Source organism: Acetobacter sp. JWB (assembly GCF_003323795.1).
GTDB lineage: Bacteria > Pseudomonadota > Alphaproteobacteria > Acetobacterales > Acetobacteraceae > Acetobacter > Acetobacter oryzifermentans.
The window spans coordinates 13,947-28,745 of sequence record NZ_CP030872.1 but is presented as its reverse complement, the minus strand read 5'-3'; the positions used below and the strand labels follow the sequence as shown (position 1 = coordinate 28,745).

The 14,799-nt window shown below is 54.6% G+C and carries 14 protein-coding genes, 2 pseudogenes and 1 other annotated feature; of the genes and pseudogenes, 7 read left to right on the top strand and 9 right to left on the bottom strand.

The window, feature by feature from the left end:
* Positions 1-53 precede the first annotated feature (53 nt).
* The 3 genes and pseudogenes from DS739_RS13350 to DS739_RS13340 all read right to left on the bottom strand — a co-directional run bounded on the left by DS739_RS13350 (position 54) and on the right by DS739_RS13340 (position 2,548).
* Positions 54-419 carry a DUF488 domain-containing protein gene (locus tag DS739_RS13350; RefSeq protein WP_010512344.1) on the bottom strand — a complete coding sequence of 122 codons (366 nt, stop codon included), beginning with the start codon at positions 417-419 and terminating at the stop codon, positions 54-56.
* A 16-nt stretch (positions 420-435) separates the two neighbouring features.
* Positions 436-1,233: pseudogene (locus tag DS739_RS13345) on the bottom strand (IS5 family transposase).
* Positions 1,234-1,366: 133 nt separating this feature from the next.
* On the bottom strand, positions 1,367-2,548 hold the full coding sequence (locus DS739_RS13340; protein WP_006116385.1) for a zinc-dependent alcohol dehydrogenase: 1,182 nt from the start codon (positions 2,546-2,548) through the stop codon (positions 1,367-1,369).
* Between the two features lie 811 nt (positions 2,549-3,359).
* Between DS739_RS13340 and DS739_RS13330 the strand changes: the two genes are divergently transcribed.
* Positions 3,360-4,570, top strand: a protein-coding gene (locus tag DS739_RS13330; RefSeq protein WP_096884248.1) for an IS3 family transposase whose coding sequence is annotated in 2 segments (ribosomal slippage) — positions 3,360-3,645 and positions 3,645-4,570 — 1,212 coding nt in all. Because the reading frame shifts where the segments join, the coding sequence is not laid out codon by codon here.
* Positions 3,638-3,754: a sequence feature (AL1L pseudoknot), on the top strand. Its footprint overlaps the gene before it by 117 nt.
* Before the next feature lie 37 nt (positions 4,571-4,607).
* Here DS739_RS13330 and DS739_RS13325 read toward each other — a convergent pair.
* On the bottom strand, positions 4,608-4,859 hold the full coding sequence (locus tag DS739_RS13325) for an SDR family NAD(P)-dependent oxidoreductase (RefSeq protein WP_039891781.1): 252 nt from the start codon (positions 4,857-4,859) through the stop codon (positions 4,608-4,610).
* A 101-nt stretch (positions 4,860-4,960) separates the two neighbouring features.
* Here DS739_RS13325 and DS739_RS13320 point away from each other — a divergent pair, with 101 nt between their 5' ends.
* On the top strand, positions 4,961-5,746 hold the full coding sequence (locus tag DS739_RS13320; RefSeq protein WP_006116390.1) for a LysR family transcriptional regulator: 786 nt from the start codon (positions 4,961-4,963) through the stop codon (positions 5,744-5,746).
* Positions 5,747-5,780: 34 nt separating this feature from the next.
* Here DS739_RS13320 and DS739_RS13315 read toward each other — a convergent pair.
* Positions 5,781-6,868, bottom strand: a protein-coding gene (locus tag DS739_RS13315; RefSeq protein ID WP_114012474.1) for an IS3 family transposase whose coding sequence is annotated in 2 segments (ribosomal slippage) — positions 5,781-6,607 and positions 6,607-6,868 — 1,089 coding nt in all. Because the reading frame shifts where the segments join, the coding sequence is not laid out codon by codon here.
* Between the two features lie 149 nt (positions 6,869-7,017).
* On the opposite strand from DS739_RS13315, the gene DS739_RS13310 reads away from it, so the two are divergent.
* From DS739_RS13310 to DS739_RS13295, 4 genes are all read left to right on the top strand, one after another.
* Positions 7,018-7,380 (top strand): hypothetical protein, encoded by a 363-nt coding sequence (locus DS739_RS13310; RefSeq protein ID WP_012813198.1) that lies wholly within the window; start codon positions 7,018-7,020, stop codon positions 7,378-7,380.
* Between the two features lie 213 nt (positions 7,381-7,593).
* Positions 7,594-7,854: a type II toxin-antitoxin system RelB/DinJ family antitoxin gene (locus DS739_RS13305; RefSeq protein WP_003618686.1), complete on the top strand. Its 261-nt coding sequence runs from the start codon at positions 7,594-7,596 to the stop codon at positions 7,852-7,854.
* The gene (locus DS739_RS13300; RefSeq protein WP_003618711.1) at positions 7,851-8,144 is read left to right on the top strand and encodes a type II toxin-antitoxin system RelE/ParE family toxin; all 294 of its coding nucleotides are present in this window, start codon (positions 7,851-7,853) and stop codon (positions 8,142-8,144) included. Before DS739_RS13305 ends, DS739_RS13300 begins: the two co-directional genes overlap by 4 nt.
* A 185-nt stretch (positions 8,145-8,329) precedes the next feature.
* On the top strand, positions 8,330-8,863 hold the full coding sequence (locus tag DS739_RS13295) for a hypothetical protein (RefSeq protein WP_006117365.1): 534 nt from the start codon (positions 8,330-8,332) through the stop codon (positions 8,861-8,863).
* Positions 8,864-8,937: 74 nt separating this feature from the next.
* On the opposite strand, the gene DS739_RS13290 is transcribed toward DS739_RS13295, so the two are convergent.
* Positions 8,938-10,689 carry an oleate hydratase gene (locus DS739_RS13290; RefSeq protein ID WP_114012473.1) on the bottom strand — a complete coding sequence of 584 codons (1,752 nt, stop codon included), beginning with the start codon at positions 10,687-10,689 and terminating at the stop codon, positions 8,938-8,940.
* 45 nt (positions 10,690-10,734) lie between these two features.
* Entirely contained in the window at positions 10,735-11,553 is an 819-nt protein-coding gene (locus tag DS739_RS13285; RefSeq protein ID WP_006117367.1) for a YoaK family protein, read from the bottom strand.
* Positions 11,554-11,838: 285 nt separating this feature from the next.
* On the opposite strand from DS739_RS13285, the pseudogene DS739_RS13280 reads away from it, so the two are divergent.
* A pseudogene (locus DS739_RS13280) lies at positions 11,839-12,471 on the top strand (ImuA family protein); the annotation flags it as partial.
* Positions 12,472-12,507: 36 nt separating this feature from the next.
* Here DS739_RS13280 and DS739_RS13275 read toward each other — a convergent pair.
* Both DS739_RS13275 and DS739_RS13270 read right to left on the bottom strand, forming a co-directional pair.
* A protein-coding gene (locus DS739_RS13275; protein WP_097802310.1) for an IS3 family transposase occupies positions 12,508-13,631 on the bottom strand; the annotation gives its coding sequence in 2 pieces (ribosomal slippage) (positions 12,508-13,403 and positions 13,403-13,631; 1,125 coding nt in all).
* 57 nt (positions 13,632-13,688) lie between these two features.
* A complete protein-coding gene (locus tag DS739_RS13270; protein WP_236661425.1) occupies positions 13,689-14,147 on the bottom strand; it encodes a phosphate-starvation-inducible PsiE family protein in 459 nt (152 codons plus the stop codon).
* Between the last annotated feature and the right edge of the window lie 652 nt (positions 14,148-14,799).

Sequence of the window (14,799 nt, the reverse complement as noted above, 5' to 3'; positions counted from 1 at the left end):
ATTCCTAAAAACGTGATAACGGATGAATACTTTTTATACGTTAGCGTCAATACCTATATGTCCTGCTCATCCAGAAATTTCTGGAGAACAAGAGCGTGATTATGAAGCGGATCATGCGCAGCATAAAGAAGAGTGATCCTCCCTTTTTTCATAAGGTTCTCAAGTTTTTTGATGTCGGAATTTCCTTCAGAAAGCTCATGACGATACCTGAGTTTGAATTCATCCCAGTGAGCCGGGTCATGATCAAACCAGTGTCGAAGATCGGAGCTTGGAGCAGCATTCTTTAACCAATAATCCATTTTAACATCTGATTTGTGCAACCCTCGAGGCCACAATCGATCCACAAGAACACGAACGCCATCTATTTCCGAAGGCAGATCGTAAACTCGTTTTATCCGAACGTCGTGTCGAGATTTCATGAGAGATTAGGGCCTGTTAGGGCTTGATCCAGTCTGCTGCGGCAGGCGATGTGGATGACCGCGAGGAACGACGTTGCTGTTTTTTCATATCTGGTTGCGACAGCGCGCCACTCCTTGAGGCGAGCCCAGAGGTTCTCAACGAGATGCCGACACCGATAGGCCCATTTGGGGCAGGCGACCGGGCCATCGCGTCGTTTCGCAGGAATGGCTGGCCGTGCTCCCATGTCCCATATCCGTTCACGCATGGCGTTCGACGCGTAGCCCTTGTCCGCTACTACCCACAGGGGAGTGGCGGGAAGGCTGTCGAGCATGGCTGGTGCCAGAGGCAGTTCATGAGCCTGTCCAGGGGCCAGCGCAAAACCGAAGGCTTTTCCATGTCCATCAGCGATCACGCAGACTTTTGTGCCATAGCCACCGCGAGAGCGGCCAAGTGCTTCACGATGGTCTCGCTCTTCGAAAGAGGCCCCTTTTTTTGGGCTCCCGCCGCTTTGTGGTGAGCCCTGATGTTTGTGCCATCCAGAAAAGTCATTCCGAATGCCACTCCCTGTTGTTCCTGAACCAGTGCGAGCAGCCGCTCCCATACGCCGAGCTTCGCCCAGCGGATGAAAAGCTGCGCAGCCCGCCACCACGGACCCAGTTCAGCGGGGATACTCCGCCATTTCGCGCCATTCTCATGACGCCAGAAAATCGCTGCTATCGTCCGCCGCAGATCATGTGGCGGCGTCTTGCCCCTCGGGCGAACCTCCTCAATCAGAGGTTCCCAGATCGCCCATGTCTCGTCCGTAAAGGTGCCTGTTCTGTCTCCTTCTTCCATCCCTACAATATGGGAAGAAATTCAAGATCTAACAGGCCCTAAGATTGTCTACATTATTTGTGCTTAGATTCGACATTTGCCTCTTGGATCTACAGAGAGGCAAATGTCGCCTGCGTCCAAGCCTCAGCAGCCCTCACCCATGCGGGCGAAACACGACCTTGGTGCAGCGATCTTTTTTGTCCCTGAATTTTTCATACAGTGCTGGCCCGTCTTCCAGGTTTGAAGACCGATGACTGATGACAAAAGAAGGATCGATTTCCCCTTTCTGGATGCGTTCCAGCAGAGGCTTGAGATATTTCTGCGTATTTGTTTGCCCAGTCCGCAGGGTCAGTCCCTTGTTCATGAGGATACCGATCATGACTGGCCCAAGGGCACCGGCATAGACACCAGGCATGGAAAGAATGCCGCCTGGGCGGCATCCGAGGATGGCCTGATTGAGAGCGAATGGCCTCTCGAGTGTTGTCGCTGAAAGCAGTGCTGAACCGACTTTTTGCATCATGGTATCGGCGCCATGTGCTTCCATACCGACGGCTTCGATAACGGCATCTGGCCCAAGTCCATCAGTCATTTCGACAAGAGTTTCCTGGATGTTCTGAGTACGGAAATCTATGGTTTCCGCACCTGCTGCCCGTGCCATGGCCAGTCTTTCCGGGACTTCGTCAATGGCAATGACGCGCTTTGCTCCCAGCAGAAAGCAGGAGCGGATCGCCATCTGTCCAACCGGACCACATCCCCAGACAGCAATGGTTTTTTCGGATTCGGGAGTGATCTCGCAGTTTTCTGCAGCCTGGTAGCCGGTAGGGAAAATATCGGACAGTAAAAGGACCTGCTCGTCCTCCAGTCCTTCGGGGACAATAATGGGTCCGACGTCTGCATAGGGAACACGCAGGTATTCGGCCTGTCCGCCTGAAAAACCACCTGTGATATGTGAGTAACCAAACAGGCCGGCTAGAGGGTATCCAAAGGTTTCGGCCTGCTGGCGCCTGTTGGGATTTGTGCGCTCACAGCAGCTCCAGTTACCCCATTTGCATTGTCTGCATTCGCCGCAGGAAATCGTAAACGGTACAACGATACGATCTCCAACCGAGAGACGCTTATTGTCTTTTCCGACTTCGACAACCTCCCCCATTGTTTCGTGCCCGAGAATGTCACCACATTTCATGGTCGGCATGAGGCCGTCCATCAGGTGCAGGTCAGAACCACAGATGGCACAGGCCGTCACCTTGATGATGACATCCCGCCCCTCAATGATTTCCGGGTCACGCACACTTTCACAGGTAATCTTGCCCTTTTTCTGCCAGGTCAAAGCTTTCATGGGAGGTCGTCCTGTTCTGGAGAGATGCAGGAGAAACGCCTGATGGTGTCGATAGTTTGGAAGGTTCCTGCAAACAAAACTTGATGCAGGTCTCGGGCTTGTGAGCGAACGTTTTCCTGAACCCCGTGCATGTCTCCCGTCGCGTCGCCGGAACAGAGTTTAGGTATCAGAATATCGTATTAGTCAGTAGTATCCTAATATTTGTATTATGATTATGATTATTCCAATAACTATCTGATTTATTTTATAAAATACAGCCGGATAAATTGGGTTGATATTTTCTGTTGCATGGTATCTGCGTGATCAAGGTCTGCTTCAGGCTGCCTTTTGCACTACATAATCATACGATCAGTATCCGTTGTGAGGTAGAGTTTTACTGTTATGCGGTAATTTCAGATCGGTAATGCTGCTCAATGACCGGAAATATCACGACATGATCCGCCTCAGACAGAGCCAGACGGTGCCGGTGGATCACAGCTGACGTAACCCTGTTTTCGTTTTTCAAAGGCCAGTCGCCAGCCGATCTGAGATTTCGACTGAGGAACATCAGACGGTGGCAACTGGTTATCCGATACGGTCTAAGAAAGCTGCTTTGTCGGGCTGTTATGGACCGCAGAGCTGCTTAGCAGTTGCACTGATGTGTCGTCCCAACCTGACAGCCTTTCTGAGCACAACAATGACTCTTACGATACGAGCACGCCGGGACTTACGAAAACTGTTTCCCGGTATCGGATACTTAAAGTCCCAGCGCGGAAAGTGAATTGCCCCGGGTTTTGTGGAGACAGAAAGACCCGTGAGGTAAGAAGAATTCATGAGCAATAAATCGAAGCGTTTTCCGCCTGAGTTTCGTGACCGTGCAGCCCGCATGGTTCTGGAGGAAGAGAAGAACCATCCTTCGCGGTGGTCTGCAGTGATGATGATAGCGCCAAAGCTGGATATTCATCCTGACACGCTGTCAAAATGGACCCGTCTGCATGAACGTGCCAATGCGCCTGCGGTGAGTGACCTGCCTGATCGAGAGAAGATCAGGCAACTGGAGCGAGAGAACCGCGAATTGCGGCAGGCCAATGAAATCCTGCGTAAGGCGTCGGCATATTTTGCCCAGGCGGAGCTCGACCGCATCTTCAAGCCATGACACGCTTCATTGAGGAGCACCGGCAGACATATGGTGTCGGGTCAATCTGCAGGGTTCTGTCGATTGCACCATCTGCCTATTATGCAACTGTTGCCAGACAGAAAAATCCGTGTGTGCGCAGCCAGAAAGACAAAGAACTGTGCGATGACATCCGTAGAGTGTGGAATAATAATTTCTGCGTCTATGGAGCGCGCAAGGTCTGGCATCAGCTCAGACGTGAAGGCGTGGATGTCGCCCGCTGCACGGTAGAGCGGCTGATGCGCCGGATGGGGCTGAAAGGCGTCATTCGTGGCAAGGGGGTCAGAACCACACGGCCTGATCCGCAACGTCCGTGTCCGCAGGATCTGGTGCAGCGCCAGTTTCATGCTCCTGCCCCCAACAGACTGTGGGTTTCGGATTTCACGTATGTTTCCACTTGGCAGGGCTTTGTTTATGTGGCCTTCATCATTGACGTCTTTGCACGGGTTATTGTGGGTTGGCGTGTCTCCTCAACGGCTCATACCGACTTCGTACTGGATGCCCTTGAGCAGGCTCTGTGCCAGAGGCAGCCTGAGGGAAAAGTGACCCACCATTCCGACCGCGGCTGTCAATATGTGTCCATTCGCTACACGCAAAGACTGGCTGAAGCGGGGCTCGTTGCTTCTGTCGGCAGTGTTGGGGATTCCTATGATAACGCCTTGGCAGAGACCATTAACGGACTTTACAAAACCGAACTCATCTATCGGCAGGGGCCATGGAAAAACAGGGAAGCTGTTGAACTGGCAACACTTAAATGGGTCGACTGGTTCAATAATCGGCGGCTCCTGTCCTCCATTGGAAACATCCCGCCAGCAGAAGCTGAGGCACGCTTTTATGCACAACAGAAATCACATGCATTAGCCGCTTAAATCAGATAAAAAACGTCTCCACAAAACCCGGGGCAATTCATACGCGCAGCACGCGCCGGACTTCGTCGGCAAAGGCAGGAAAGGCGTGCGTATCTCCAGTATCGAGTTGCAGAGCGACTGCACGGGCTCCGCTGTGCTGGACACTTTTGACCACTTCATCAGCTGCGGATTTGTTGGTGTGATAGGTAAAGAGAGATGAGACGCCGCGTTGGGCGAGAGCTTCAACGGTTGCGCGGCCCAGTCCACGGCTTCCGCCCGTGACAATGGCAATGGTGTGTGCTTCTGGCATGGATATCTCCATCTGTTGAGAAACCTATCTTGGCCATAACGATGTCTGTTCGATAAGATCACTCTTTCCGTCAGCATTGTTTTGCTCCATGAAACAATCCTATGGACAGGTTTGCGACACTTAATCTCTTTTTGCGCATTGTTGATCGTGGCAGTTTCACTGCCGCCGCTGCGGACTGCGGTATTTCGCGTCCGGTAGCGACTGCAGCGATCAAAAGATTGGAACAAAGACTTGGCACGCGGTTGCTACATCGCTCAACACGTCATGTTCGACCTACCGAGGAAGGCGCTACCTACTATCGCCGGTGTGTGGCGATCCTGGCGGATCTTGAGGATGCAGATCGTGGCGCGAGTGGTGCTGTAGCAGGTCTGTTGCGGGCCCATGTGATTGGGCGTCTGGCGCGGATGATCCTGCTACCAGCGCTTCCAGATTTTATGACAAGGCATCCGGCATTGACCGTTCATCTCGGTGAGGGCGAACGGTTTGTTGATTTGGTGCGCGAAGGGGTGGACTGCGTTGTACGGGCTGGAAGCCTGTCGGACAGCGACATGATCGTCCGGCCTCTCGGCGTGATGGAGGAGGTGACGCTCGCCAGCCCAACCTATCTGGCGCGGCACGGAATGCCTGCCTCTCCTGACGATCTCGAGGGGCATCAGATGATCGGCTTCGTATCCTCACGTACCGGCCAGCCCCTGCCATTGGAGTTTACGCGCGGAGAGGATGTGATTGAGAGGTCACTCCCTGCACGTTTGTTGGTCGGGGGCGTGGATACCTATGCCGAAGCAGCCAGGCTCGGTTTTGGCATCGTGCAGGTTCCACGCTATGGATTTGCCGATGATCTTGCAAATGGCACCTTGATCGAGGTTCTCCCTGATTTCCCTCGGTAATCCCCCCATTTTTAGTGGGGCATTGAATGAGAATTCAGGCAGCTGTTTTTAGTTTCTGGGCGGGGGTTAGCCCGCTGTTCCCCATGTTGGGTCTGTCATGATTATATGTCCAGAGCCATTGTGTTGCGACCTCCTGCACGTCCTGAATGCTTTCAAACAAATACTGCTCCAGCCATTCCTGCCGGACAGTTCTGTTGTAGCGTTCAATATAGGCGTTCTGCTGCGGATTACCCGGTTGCGTATAGATCAGGGTAATCCCCTGTTTTTCGGCCCATGAAACCAACGTATGACTGACATATTCAGGGCCATTATCCATTCGGATGGCTTCTGGCCTGCCACGCCACTCCATAACCTGTTCCAGACAGCGGACAACCCGACAGGCTGGCAGGGAAAAATCACCCTCGATCGCCAGTCCTTCACGATTGAAGTCATCCAGAATGTTCAGGAGCCGAAAAGCACGTCCATCCATCAGCCTGTCCGCCATAAAATCCATGGACCAGACCCTGTTGGGAAGGGCCGGAACCGACAGCTTTTCAGGCTTTTCGCGAACCAGACGCCTGCGGGGTTTAATCCGCAGGTTGAACTCCAGTTCCCGATAGATCCGATAAACCCGCTTATGATTCCAGAGCTGTCCCTGCACATTGCGCAGATACAGGAAACACAGACCAAATCCCCATCTCCTGTGAGCCTGGGTCAGTCCCACCAGAAGAGCGGCAATCCTGTCGTTCTCCGCTGCCAGTCGCGGACGATAGCGAAAGCAGGTCTCGGATATCCCAAAAATCCGACAGGCCAGCGCAATGCTGACCCCATGATGCGCCACAGCCTGTGCGGCCAGTTCCCGGCGCTGGGCTGGCCGCTTCATTTTTTTCCCAGGGCTTCCTTCAGGATATCCGTCTGCATGCTCAGATCCGCATACATGCGCTTCAGCCGACGGTTCTCCTCTTCCAGAGCCTTCATCTGACTGATCATCGAAGCATCCATGCCGCCATATTTCGCGCGCCACCGGTAAAACGTGGCGTTGCTGATCCCATGCTCCCGGCACAGGTCAGGAACCGGGACACCGCCCTCAGCCTGGCGGATCACACCCATGATCTGGGCGTCAGTAAAGCGATCACTCTTCATCAGAATCTCCTCAATTCTTACGCTGAGAAAATTCTCATTCAAAAATCACTCTTTTTATGGGGGGATTACCCTACTTCGTCGAACCAAACCTTTCTGGTCGCGCGGCAACCCGGCCTGAGACCTATCGGTCCTTCGGTCTCCGGTTTCCCATGAAAAAGCGAAGCGACACAAAAGAGCAATTTAAACGCAGGGTTTCCGGCCAGCAGGAGAAAGACACCCCCGGTGTACAACAGGAAGGCGCTTACTGGCTGCTTGGTTCGAATGCAACGCAAGCCGGGTCTCTTCATTGCGACCTCTGGCGCGGGCGGGCGATTGACCTCGCCTTGCATGATGCTATTGGGGTCTATCCTGTTACCGGCTGGTGGAAAACTCATCCCGGTCAGAAGAGGTTCAATGACAAGGGGCGTTATGCTTTGGTTGTTTCAATTTCCGCACCTGGACATAATGTCGATATGCATGCTGAGATTAGTGCCATCGTTGCCGCCAAGATAGCCTCGATGGTCACTTCGTAACCATTGGCTTGAGAAGTATGGTGGATTGCTTCTGAAGTTTCTTTGCGCATTGTCCTTTAAGTGCCGAGTATTTTGCCGTCTGTGAACGCCTCTTTTCTGCCGTTTCCGCAACCGATCAGGTTTCTCGAATGCAGACATCAGCATCGACCATCTTTCGCTTCATTTGTACCAACAGATGTGATACATATGTGCATACACGCAAGGAGGCTTTGTATGTCTGCTGTTACATTCCGGGTAGATGAAACGCTGAAGGCAGCCGCAGTTAAGAAGTTGTCGGCTCAAGGCATTTCACTTTCTGACGCACTGCGCGATACGCTCGCGTATATTGCTGAAACGGGTCGCTCTCCCGTCAAGCGGAGGCTTGTCACAGACGAGGATGCGGAGCTTATCGAGATTGTGCGCGAACGCCTAAAAAACCCTGCCCAAAAGCATCGTATGACTTTTGCAGAGCTTAAGAACCGTCATCGCGAATGAAAGAGTATTGTCTTGAATTCGACGACAGAGCACTCAGAGAGTGGGATGCTCTTGACGGCAGCGTGCGTAAGAAATTTGAAAAGAAGCTGGAAAAGCTGATCTGGAACCCTCACTCTCCAGGAAACGAACTGCATCGCGACCTATCAGGGTTTTATAAGATCAAGCTTCTGAAAGATGGTTACCGCCTTGTTTATCAGGTCATCGACGAACGGATCGTCATCTATGTAATTGCCGTTGGCCGGAGAGCCGATAATGAGATTTATGAACTGGCTTCGAAGCGAACAGAGTGAATTTACTTTCTTGGTAGAAAGTCAGCTCCCGCCTCATGTCGGTCATACAGTTGGTCAAATCGCTTTCCGTATAGCAGACATGACCATTACAAATTCCACTTGCCATCGAGGTGGCTATAAAGATGTCGGCAGCGTCGAGAGAGCGATCGGAGATAGTCGCATGCTTCACTACCTAAATTCTTAAAATGGATGAAGCAGATTTTTCAGCGGGCGATATCCGCATCATACAGGCGATGGCTGACTTCCAAATGGCCCTCAGCGCGCTCGACTTCGTTTCAGAGGTCAGTCCTGATGAACCGATTTCGCGGATCGAGCGTCGGCGCCTACGATGCTTTGAGGACGCCGCTGTCGTCGCATACTGGCGACCATTTTCCTACTCAAATGGGCTGCCAAAGCTCACGCTGGAGACGTTGGGCATCACGGCTACCACCGAGCAGTTGACCCTCCACGAGCGGCTGAAGGAGAGGCGTAACAAAGTCATTGCTCACACGGATGTCGATCGTATGCGCCTTGTGCTCAGCACATTCAGAGTGTCTGAAGATTCAGAAATCATGATGCCTCAATATAATTTCGACGATGCGCTAGAATTCTACCCGAACCTAGATACATTAATCATGTGGATACGCATCCTACATCAGGCCGCTACCAGAGCGATTTTCAAGCGCGTGCAAGGGCGGCGAGAGATTCATTTCAAGCGCGACCACACCGACCAAGGTTAGCCGAAGGCCCCTCTCTCACCGCTTTTGCAGACCGGCGGCTTTCGCGTAACGATGCCCCAAAGCCGACCTTCAGTTTACCCCCAAACCAGCCCGTAGCGCTCCAGCAGATCGTCAATCTCCGTTCCGTGCGTCAGATGCCGGATCAGCCCCGACGCCGGTACCTTCTCTCCGTCCCGCAGTTCCGCTGCCGCCTGTAGCAGCATCCGGACATCGAAAATGCCGCCCGACACTTCCGGCACAGCCCGCCTGACGCCACACAGCGTATAGACCGCCTCCATCGCCGTGCGGACGGAATATTCCGTGGTGAAGACCGTATCGCGTGGCGTTTCGGTGAACTGCCCCAGAAAGGCCAGGTTGACGCTTCCATCCGGCACCACGTTCGGCCGGTCCGCCGGTGCGCGCGGCATGAACTGCGCCGTGATGAACGGCATCATGCACGGACGCGTCGTCGCCCCTGTCGCTGCCATATCGTCGATCTGGTCCATCGGCACGCCCATATGGAACAGCCACTCACGGGTGATTTCCTCCCCCGTGCAGTCCTGCATGGGCTTTTTCACGTAATCACCCGGCACGTCACTGAACAGACCATAGAGCCAGGCCACCACCTGACTTTCGGGCTGCCCTTTGAAATGGGGCTGACGGCTGACCACCCAGCTCATCAGCCAGGATGAATCGGCAATCGTGACCGGGCCACCCGTGATGATTTTCCCAGAAAACGGATCACGCCCCGTAATCCGCTTTACAAGCTCAGGAATCCGCGCATCCCGGGTCGTAACGGTTGCCGACAGCCAGCGGGATTTTGTTGTATCGCCACAGAAAACATCCGGGTTGCCGAATGCGGAATCCTGCGCTGCGATATTCCGCCAGAGCTGCCAGATGCTCCCCTCTTCGATAGCCGTGTCAATCGGCGCAGGTGTATGATGGTCGCCCCAGCGCGAATTCTCCACCATGGAACCGTTGGTCACGAACACCAGTTCCTCTGGCCCAAGATCAACACCGGCGGACGCGCCATTGTCCAGCCAGTCGAGATGGGTCGCAACTTTCTTTCCGCCAGAAACATCAACAGCAACATTTGTCACCTTCACGCCATGACGGAACACGACGCCCTGATCGGCAAGCCATGTGGCCAGTGGTTGGCTCAGGGATTCCTGTTGGTTGTATCTGGTGAACTTCAGCGTATGCAGATCCTTCAGTCCGAGAATCTGATGCACGAACCGTGCGAGGTAACGCTTCATCTCAATAGCGCTGTGCCAGGTCTCGAACGCAAACATCGACCGCCAGAACAGCCAGAAGTTCGAAGCCATGAAATCGCCGGACAGCACATCCGCGATCGTCTTTCCCGCCAGTTCGTCCTCATCGGTCAGAATGAGGGTAATGATCTCGCGTCGCGCCTTTCCCGTGAGCGTCAGCCTGTCACGATCAGCGAGGGGCTGCCCTTGATTACACATGGCGCGGATCGGACTGGTGGATGGATCGGCCTGATTGACCTGCCAGACCTCATCCAGCACCGATGCGCCGGGAATTTCCAGAGACGGAATGGAACGGTACAGATCCCACAGACACTGGAACTGCTCTTCCATCTCCCGACCGCCGCGGATCAGCCAGCCGGTCTCCGCATTCCCCGCTCCGTCCAGCGCGCCGCCGTCGCTGTCCGAGGCTTCAAGAATGGTGATGGCTGAAGGCGTCATGCCTGCATCCCGGATCAGGAACGCCGCCGCCGCCATGCCCGCCAGTCCTCCGCCCACGATCCACGCTGACCATCCTGCCATATCCTGTGGCGCAGGGGGTTGGACAAAAGCCTCATAATTGCTGTGGGCATATCTCATGGCGCGTGTCCTTTTCCGGAAAAGGGCCGATGGCGGGCGGCATTGCTATTCATACGACCCCCAATGACCCGATCTGTCCTTGCGATGTATCAAGTGCTGTAAACAGGAATACCTCTCCCCGCAAGAGGGGACCGGTGCCGGTTTATGCTCCACCACAGGCTCATGCGACAGCGCGCCCGGCAGGGAAAGGCAGGCCAGAAGCCCCGCCAGAACCAGAAGAAACAGACCGGACCACCAGCCATACAGAAAGGCGCCGGCCACGCCGCCCAGCGTGAAGGACAGCACGATGGCGGCATGCAGACCCAGGCGTTCGCGCGTACCGGTCCGTCGGGCCGGGTCAACCGGATGGAAAAACCCTTCCAGCCAGTCCGCCAGTTCCAGCCCCACATCGGTGAGCATTCCTGTCATATGGGTGGTGCGGACACGCGCCCCGGAAATGCGTGTGACCGTGGCGTTCTGGAGCCCCATGAGGAAACTCAGCCCGTAGGCCAGCACCGGATCCCGTGGCTGGGCCGAAAACAGAAAATCCACAGCCCCCAGAAGCCCAAGCAGGCAGGCTTCCAGCAGAATGCTCCGTGCGTAGATCGACGGCAGGTTGTGGCGACGGCCCGCATTGACCAGCAGCGCGGACAGCACCGCGCCGGCGACGAAGGCCAGTATCAGACCGCAGCAGGACAGGACCAGTTCCATGCGCCCTTCATGCAGGCCACTCGCCAGTGCGGAGACATTGCCTGTCATATTGGCCGAATAATAGCCTACGGCCAGAACCCCGGCAGCGTTCACTGCACCGGCGATGGCCGCCAGCGTACAGCCCAGACGCCTGTCGATGCTGGCGTTGCGCTCCGAGCCCTCGTGAACAAGCACCTGTGCCTCCCGTCGTGACTGACCGCATGAGGGGGGACTCCGTGTTTATCGGTTTCCCCGGACAGCGATCTTTTTTATGAGCGGGATGGTAACAGCCCGCCCTCTTTCGACAAAGCGTCCTGTTTTCAATTTCTTAGGACGATATCTTCCCGGATTGTGAATTGCCACAGATGTGGCGCGATACGCTGCTCCGAAAGATGAATGTTGACTCCCCACACCAATAAAGAACAAATAAGGAACATAAAATCAGGAAATTTGCCTGCACAAGGAACACCGAGCCGTGACATGACTGCTGAAACCCAGAAAAAACCTGGCCTGGAGACGCTTCGGGCGGCGATCAGCCGTCTCGAAGGTCACAGCGACCGGCGCCGCAAGGTGCTGCCCTTTGGCGTACGCGAGATCGACAGTCGTCTGCCGGGAGGCGGTCTGGCGCTGGGCGCGCTGCACGAGGTGGCGGGCGGCGGCAACGATGCGCTGCACAGTGCGGCCGCCGGTCAGTTCTGCGCCGGGATCGCGGCCCGCACGCGCGGTAAGGTGCTCTGGATCGTCACCCGTCAGGATGTGTTCGCCCCTTCCCTGAAACAGGTCGGGCTATCCGCACGGCGGACCATTTTTGTCGAGGCAGGCTCGGACGTCGATGTGCTGGCCTGTTTCGAGGAGGGGCTGCGGCATGGTGGCCTCGGGGCCGTGGTCGCCGAGGTGGCGCGTCTGTCCATGACGGCCTCACGTCGCCTGCAACTGGCGGCCGAAACGTCCGGCTCTCTTGGCATCGCCATCCGACGCTGGCGACGGCAGACGGATGCGGCGGATTTCGGCCAGCCCACTGCCAGTGTGACCCGCTGGCGGGTCTCCGTCCTGCCATCCGTGCCGCTGCCGGTACCCGGCGTGGGAAGACCACGCTGGTTGCTGGAACTCATCTGGACTTGTAACGGTTTTGTGCCGGTCAGGAAGCGCTTATGCCACTCTTGCTTCAAAAGCGAGTGGGCTGATACCGCCCAGATACGAATGGCGTCGACGTGGATTGTAGAAACCATTGATATACTGGAAGATGGCGGTGGTAGCCTGACGGCGGGTTGGCCAGTTCTGTCTCCAGAGCCACTCCGCCTTCAGGCTTTTGAAAAATGTTTCGACGGCAGCGTTGTCAAAACAGTTTCCCTTTCCGGACATTGAAGCCAGCAGCCCATGGGCCAGCAGCTTTTTCTGGAAATCATGGGAGCCATACTGGCTGCCACGATCGGAGTGGAAAATGCAGCCGGGCGCCGGGTTACGCAGCCTTACCGCCATATCCAAGGCACGGATGGCCAGATCCTTTTTCATTCGATCGCTCGCGGCCCACCCGATTACGCGACGACTGAACAGATCGATGACGACAGCGAGGTAGAGCCAGCCCTCGGCAGTCCAGATATAACTGATATCTCCCGCCCATTTCCGGTTGGGGCCTTCAGCAAGGAAATTACCGTCCAGAAGGTTGGCCGCAATGTCAGACTGGTGGTGGCTGTCGGTCGTCATCTTGTGGCGACGGGTGCGCACGGGCCGGATCCCGTTGGCCTTCATGAGGCGGCCAACGCGACGTTCCCCGACATCAAGCCCGGCTTCCCTGAGTTCCATGGTCATGCGCGGCCGTCCGTAGGACCCGTTGCTCAGGGCAAAATGCTCACGGATATGCGTCAGCACCTTCAGATCGGTACGTTGGCGCTGGCAGGCCGGTCGGGATGTCCAGGCCCGGTACCCCCGTGCAGAGACCCGCAAGACCTGGCACAGCCTCTCGATTGGCCATTCATGCCGATGTCCGTGGATGAAGGCGAACCTCATGGCTTTTGTCTCGCGAAGAACTGGGTAGCTTTTTTTAGGATTTCCCTCTCCTCCCGTAAAATCCGGTTCTCCAGGCGAAGACGTTCATTCTCGCGGGCCAGATCAGCCTGAGGCCCTGATGCCGGCTCGTCCGGACGATAATTCACTATCCATTTCGCCAGAGTGGATTTGCCAATACCCAGATCGGCCGCAACACGCGTGCGTGACAACCCACTGCTCAACGCAATCCTTACGGCCTCGCGCTTGAAATCTTCCGTATGCTTCATGGTTCCGTCGGTCTCCTGATACGAGCTTAAAACGCTCAGATGACCGGCACAAAACCGTTACAAGTCCAGTAGTGCTAACCAGTAAACGATGCCCAGGGCCAAAACTGCGACAGAGAGCGCGAACAATTCCATGGCGGACACCTTATTCAGATCCAGCAGGATGAATTTACGGGCAACTGCTAAAAGGGCGATCAGAACGATGGTTCTCACCCGGATAACATTCTCGTGCTGGGCCAGAACGACAAGCAGGGAATGTTTAAATTCAAGGGCAATAATGACGGTAAAGATCGCACCAAAAATTTCCTGAAAGATCTCCTGCTTGATGGGATCGATCCCGATGTCAACGATCAGATGCCAGACCGCGCTGATCAGATGAACTGTCGCTATGGCAGTGACAAGCATGATGAGGGCAATCAGTATCAGAATAATGGCCTGTTCAAAGCGTTCATAGAATGTCAGACCATTAAACAGCCTGACCAGACGCGACCAATCCCTGCTGTGCCAGGAACGTTTCATGGAGATTTCTTCCATAACCGTTTTCCCATCAGATAATTGATATAGTTTTAAGTGTTTGGCTTTTCTTTCAATAATCTTGAGCGTCCTCACTCAGGACATGAACCGGACCACGATCGCTTATTGACTATTTGAGTTACCTCTCTTTTTCTTACGAGAAGAGACTACGCTAACGGCTAATGTCGACTTCAGATGCAGATAAATTACCTGTTGATCCTGACAAGGAGAAACTCGCCGAACCTCTGGATCCGGCTGATATGGGCACCGATTTCCATGCAGTCCCATGTGCTCTCCTAAGGGGTTGACTACCCCTCAAGCCGCACTTTCTCTCAGGAAACGATAATGATGGCTCTATCATTCCCAATGAATTCGATACAAAATCGTAATTATTCCAATATTGTCGGAGCGCTACGAGGTTAAGCAAATGGATTATGCTCGACATCTCCCTTTCCCTCTATCTTGAATACAATATTCCGAAACACGGGGCCTTTTATGGAAGGCCCAGCAGCCCTCTCGTTTTAATAAAAACCCAGACGAAAACGGCATCTTTGAGATAGGATGTACGTTTACGTTTTACGCCGCTATCGATGTCGACGCGGAAATCTCACAGAAGGGTTGTACATCGGGTTAGATTATGAAAAAGTCTGTTTTGTAG

Bases quoted from the DNA above. Each gene is read 5' to 3' on its own strand.
- DS739_RS13295 (WP_006117365.1), top strand. From the start codon at position 8,330: ATGGATGAAGCAGATTTTTCAGCGGGCGATATCCGCATCATACAGGCG.
- DS739_RS13310 (WP_012813198.1), top strand. From the start codon at position 7,018: ATGAAAAAGCGAAGCGACACAAAAGAGCAATTTAAACGCAGGGTTTCC.
- DS739_RS13340 (WP_006116385.1), bottom strand. From the start codon at position 2,548: ATGAAAGCTTTGACCTGGCAGAAAAAGGGCAAGATTACCTGTGAAAGT.
- DS739_RS13350 (WP_010512344.1), bottom strand. From the start codon at position 419: ATGAAATCTCGACACGACGTTCGGATAAAACGAGTTTACGATCTGCCT.
- DS739_RS13320 (WP_006116390.1), top strand. From the start codon at position 4,961: ATGGACAGGTTTGCGACACTTAATCTCTTTTTGCGCATTGTTGATCGT.
- DS739_RS13290 (WP_114012473.1), bottom strand. From the start codon at position 10,689: ATGAGATATGCCCACAGCAATTATGAGGCTTTTGTCCAACCCCCTGCG.
- DS739_RS13270 (WP_236661425.1), bottom strand. From the start codon at position 14,147: ATGAAACGTTCCTGGCACAGCAGGGATTGGTCGCGTCTGGTCAGGCTG.
- DS739_RS13325 (WP_039891781.1), bottom strand. From the start codon at position 4,859: ATGCCAGAAGCACACACCATTGCCATTGTCACGGGCGGAAGCCGTGGA.
- DS739_RS13305 (WP_003618686.1), top strand. From the start codon at position 7,594: ATGTCTGCTGTTACATTCCGGGTAGATGAAACGCTGAAGGCAGCCGCA.
- DS739_RS13300 (WP_003618711.1), top strand. From the start codon at position 7,851: ATGAAAGAGTATTGTCTTGAATTCGACGACAGAGCACTCAGAGAGTGG.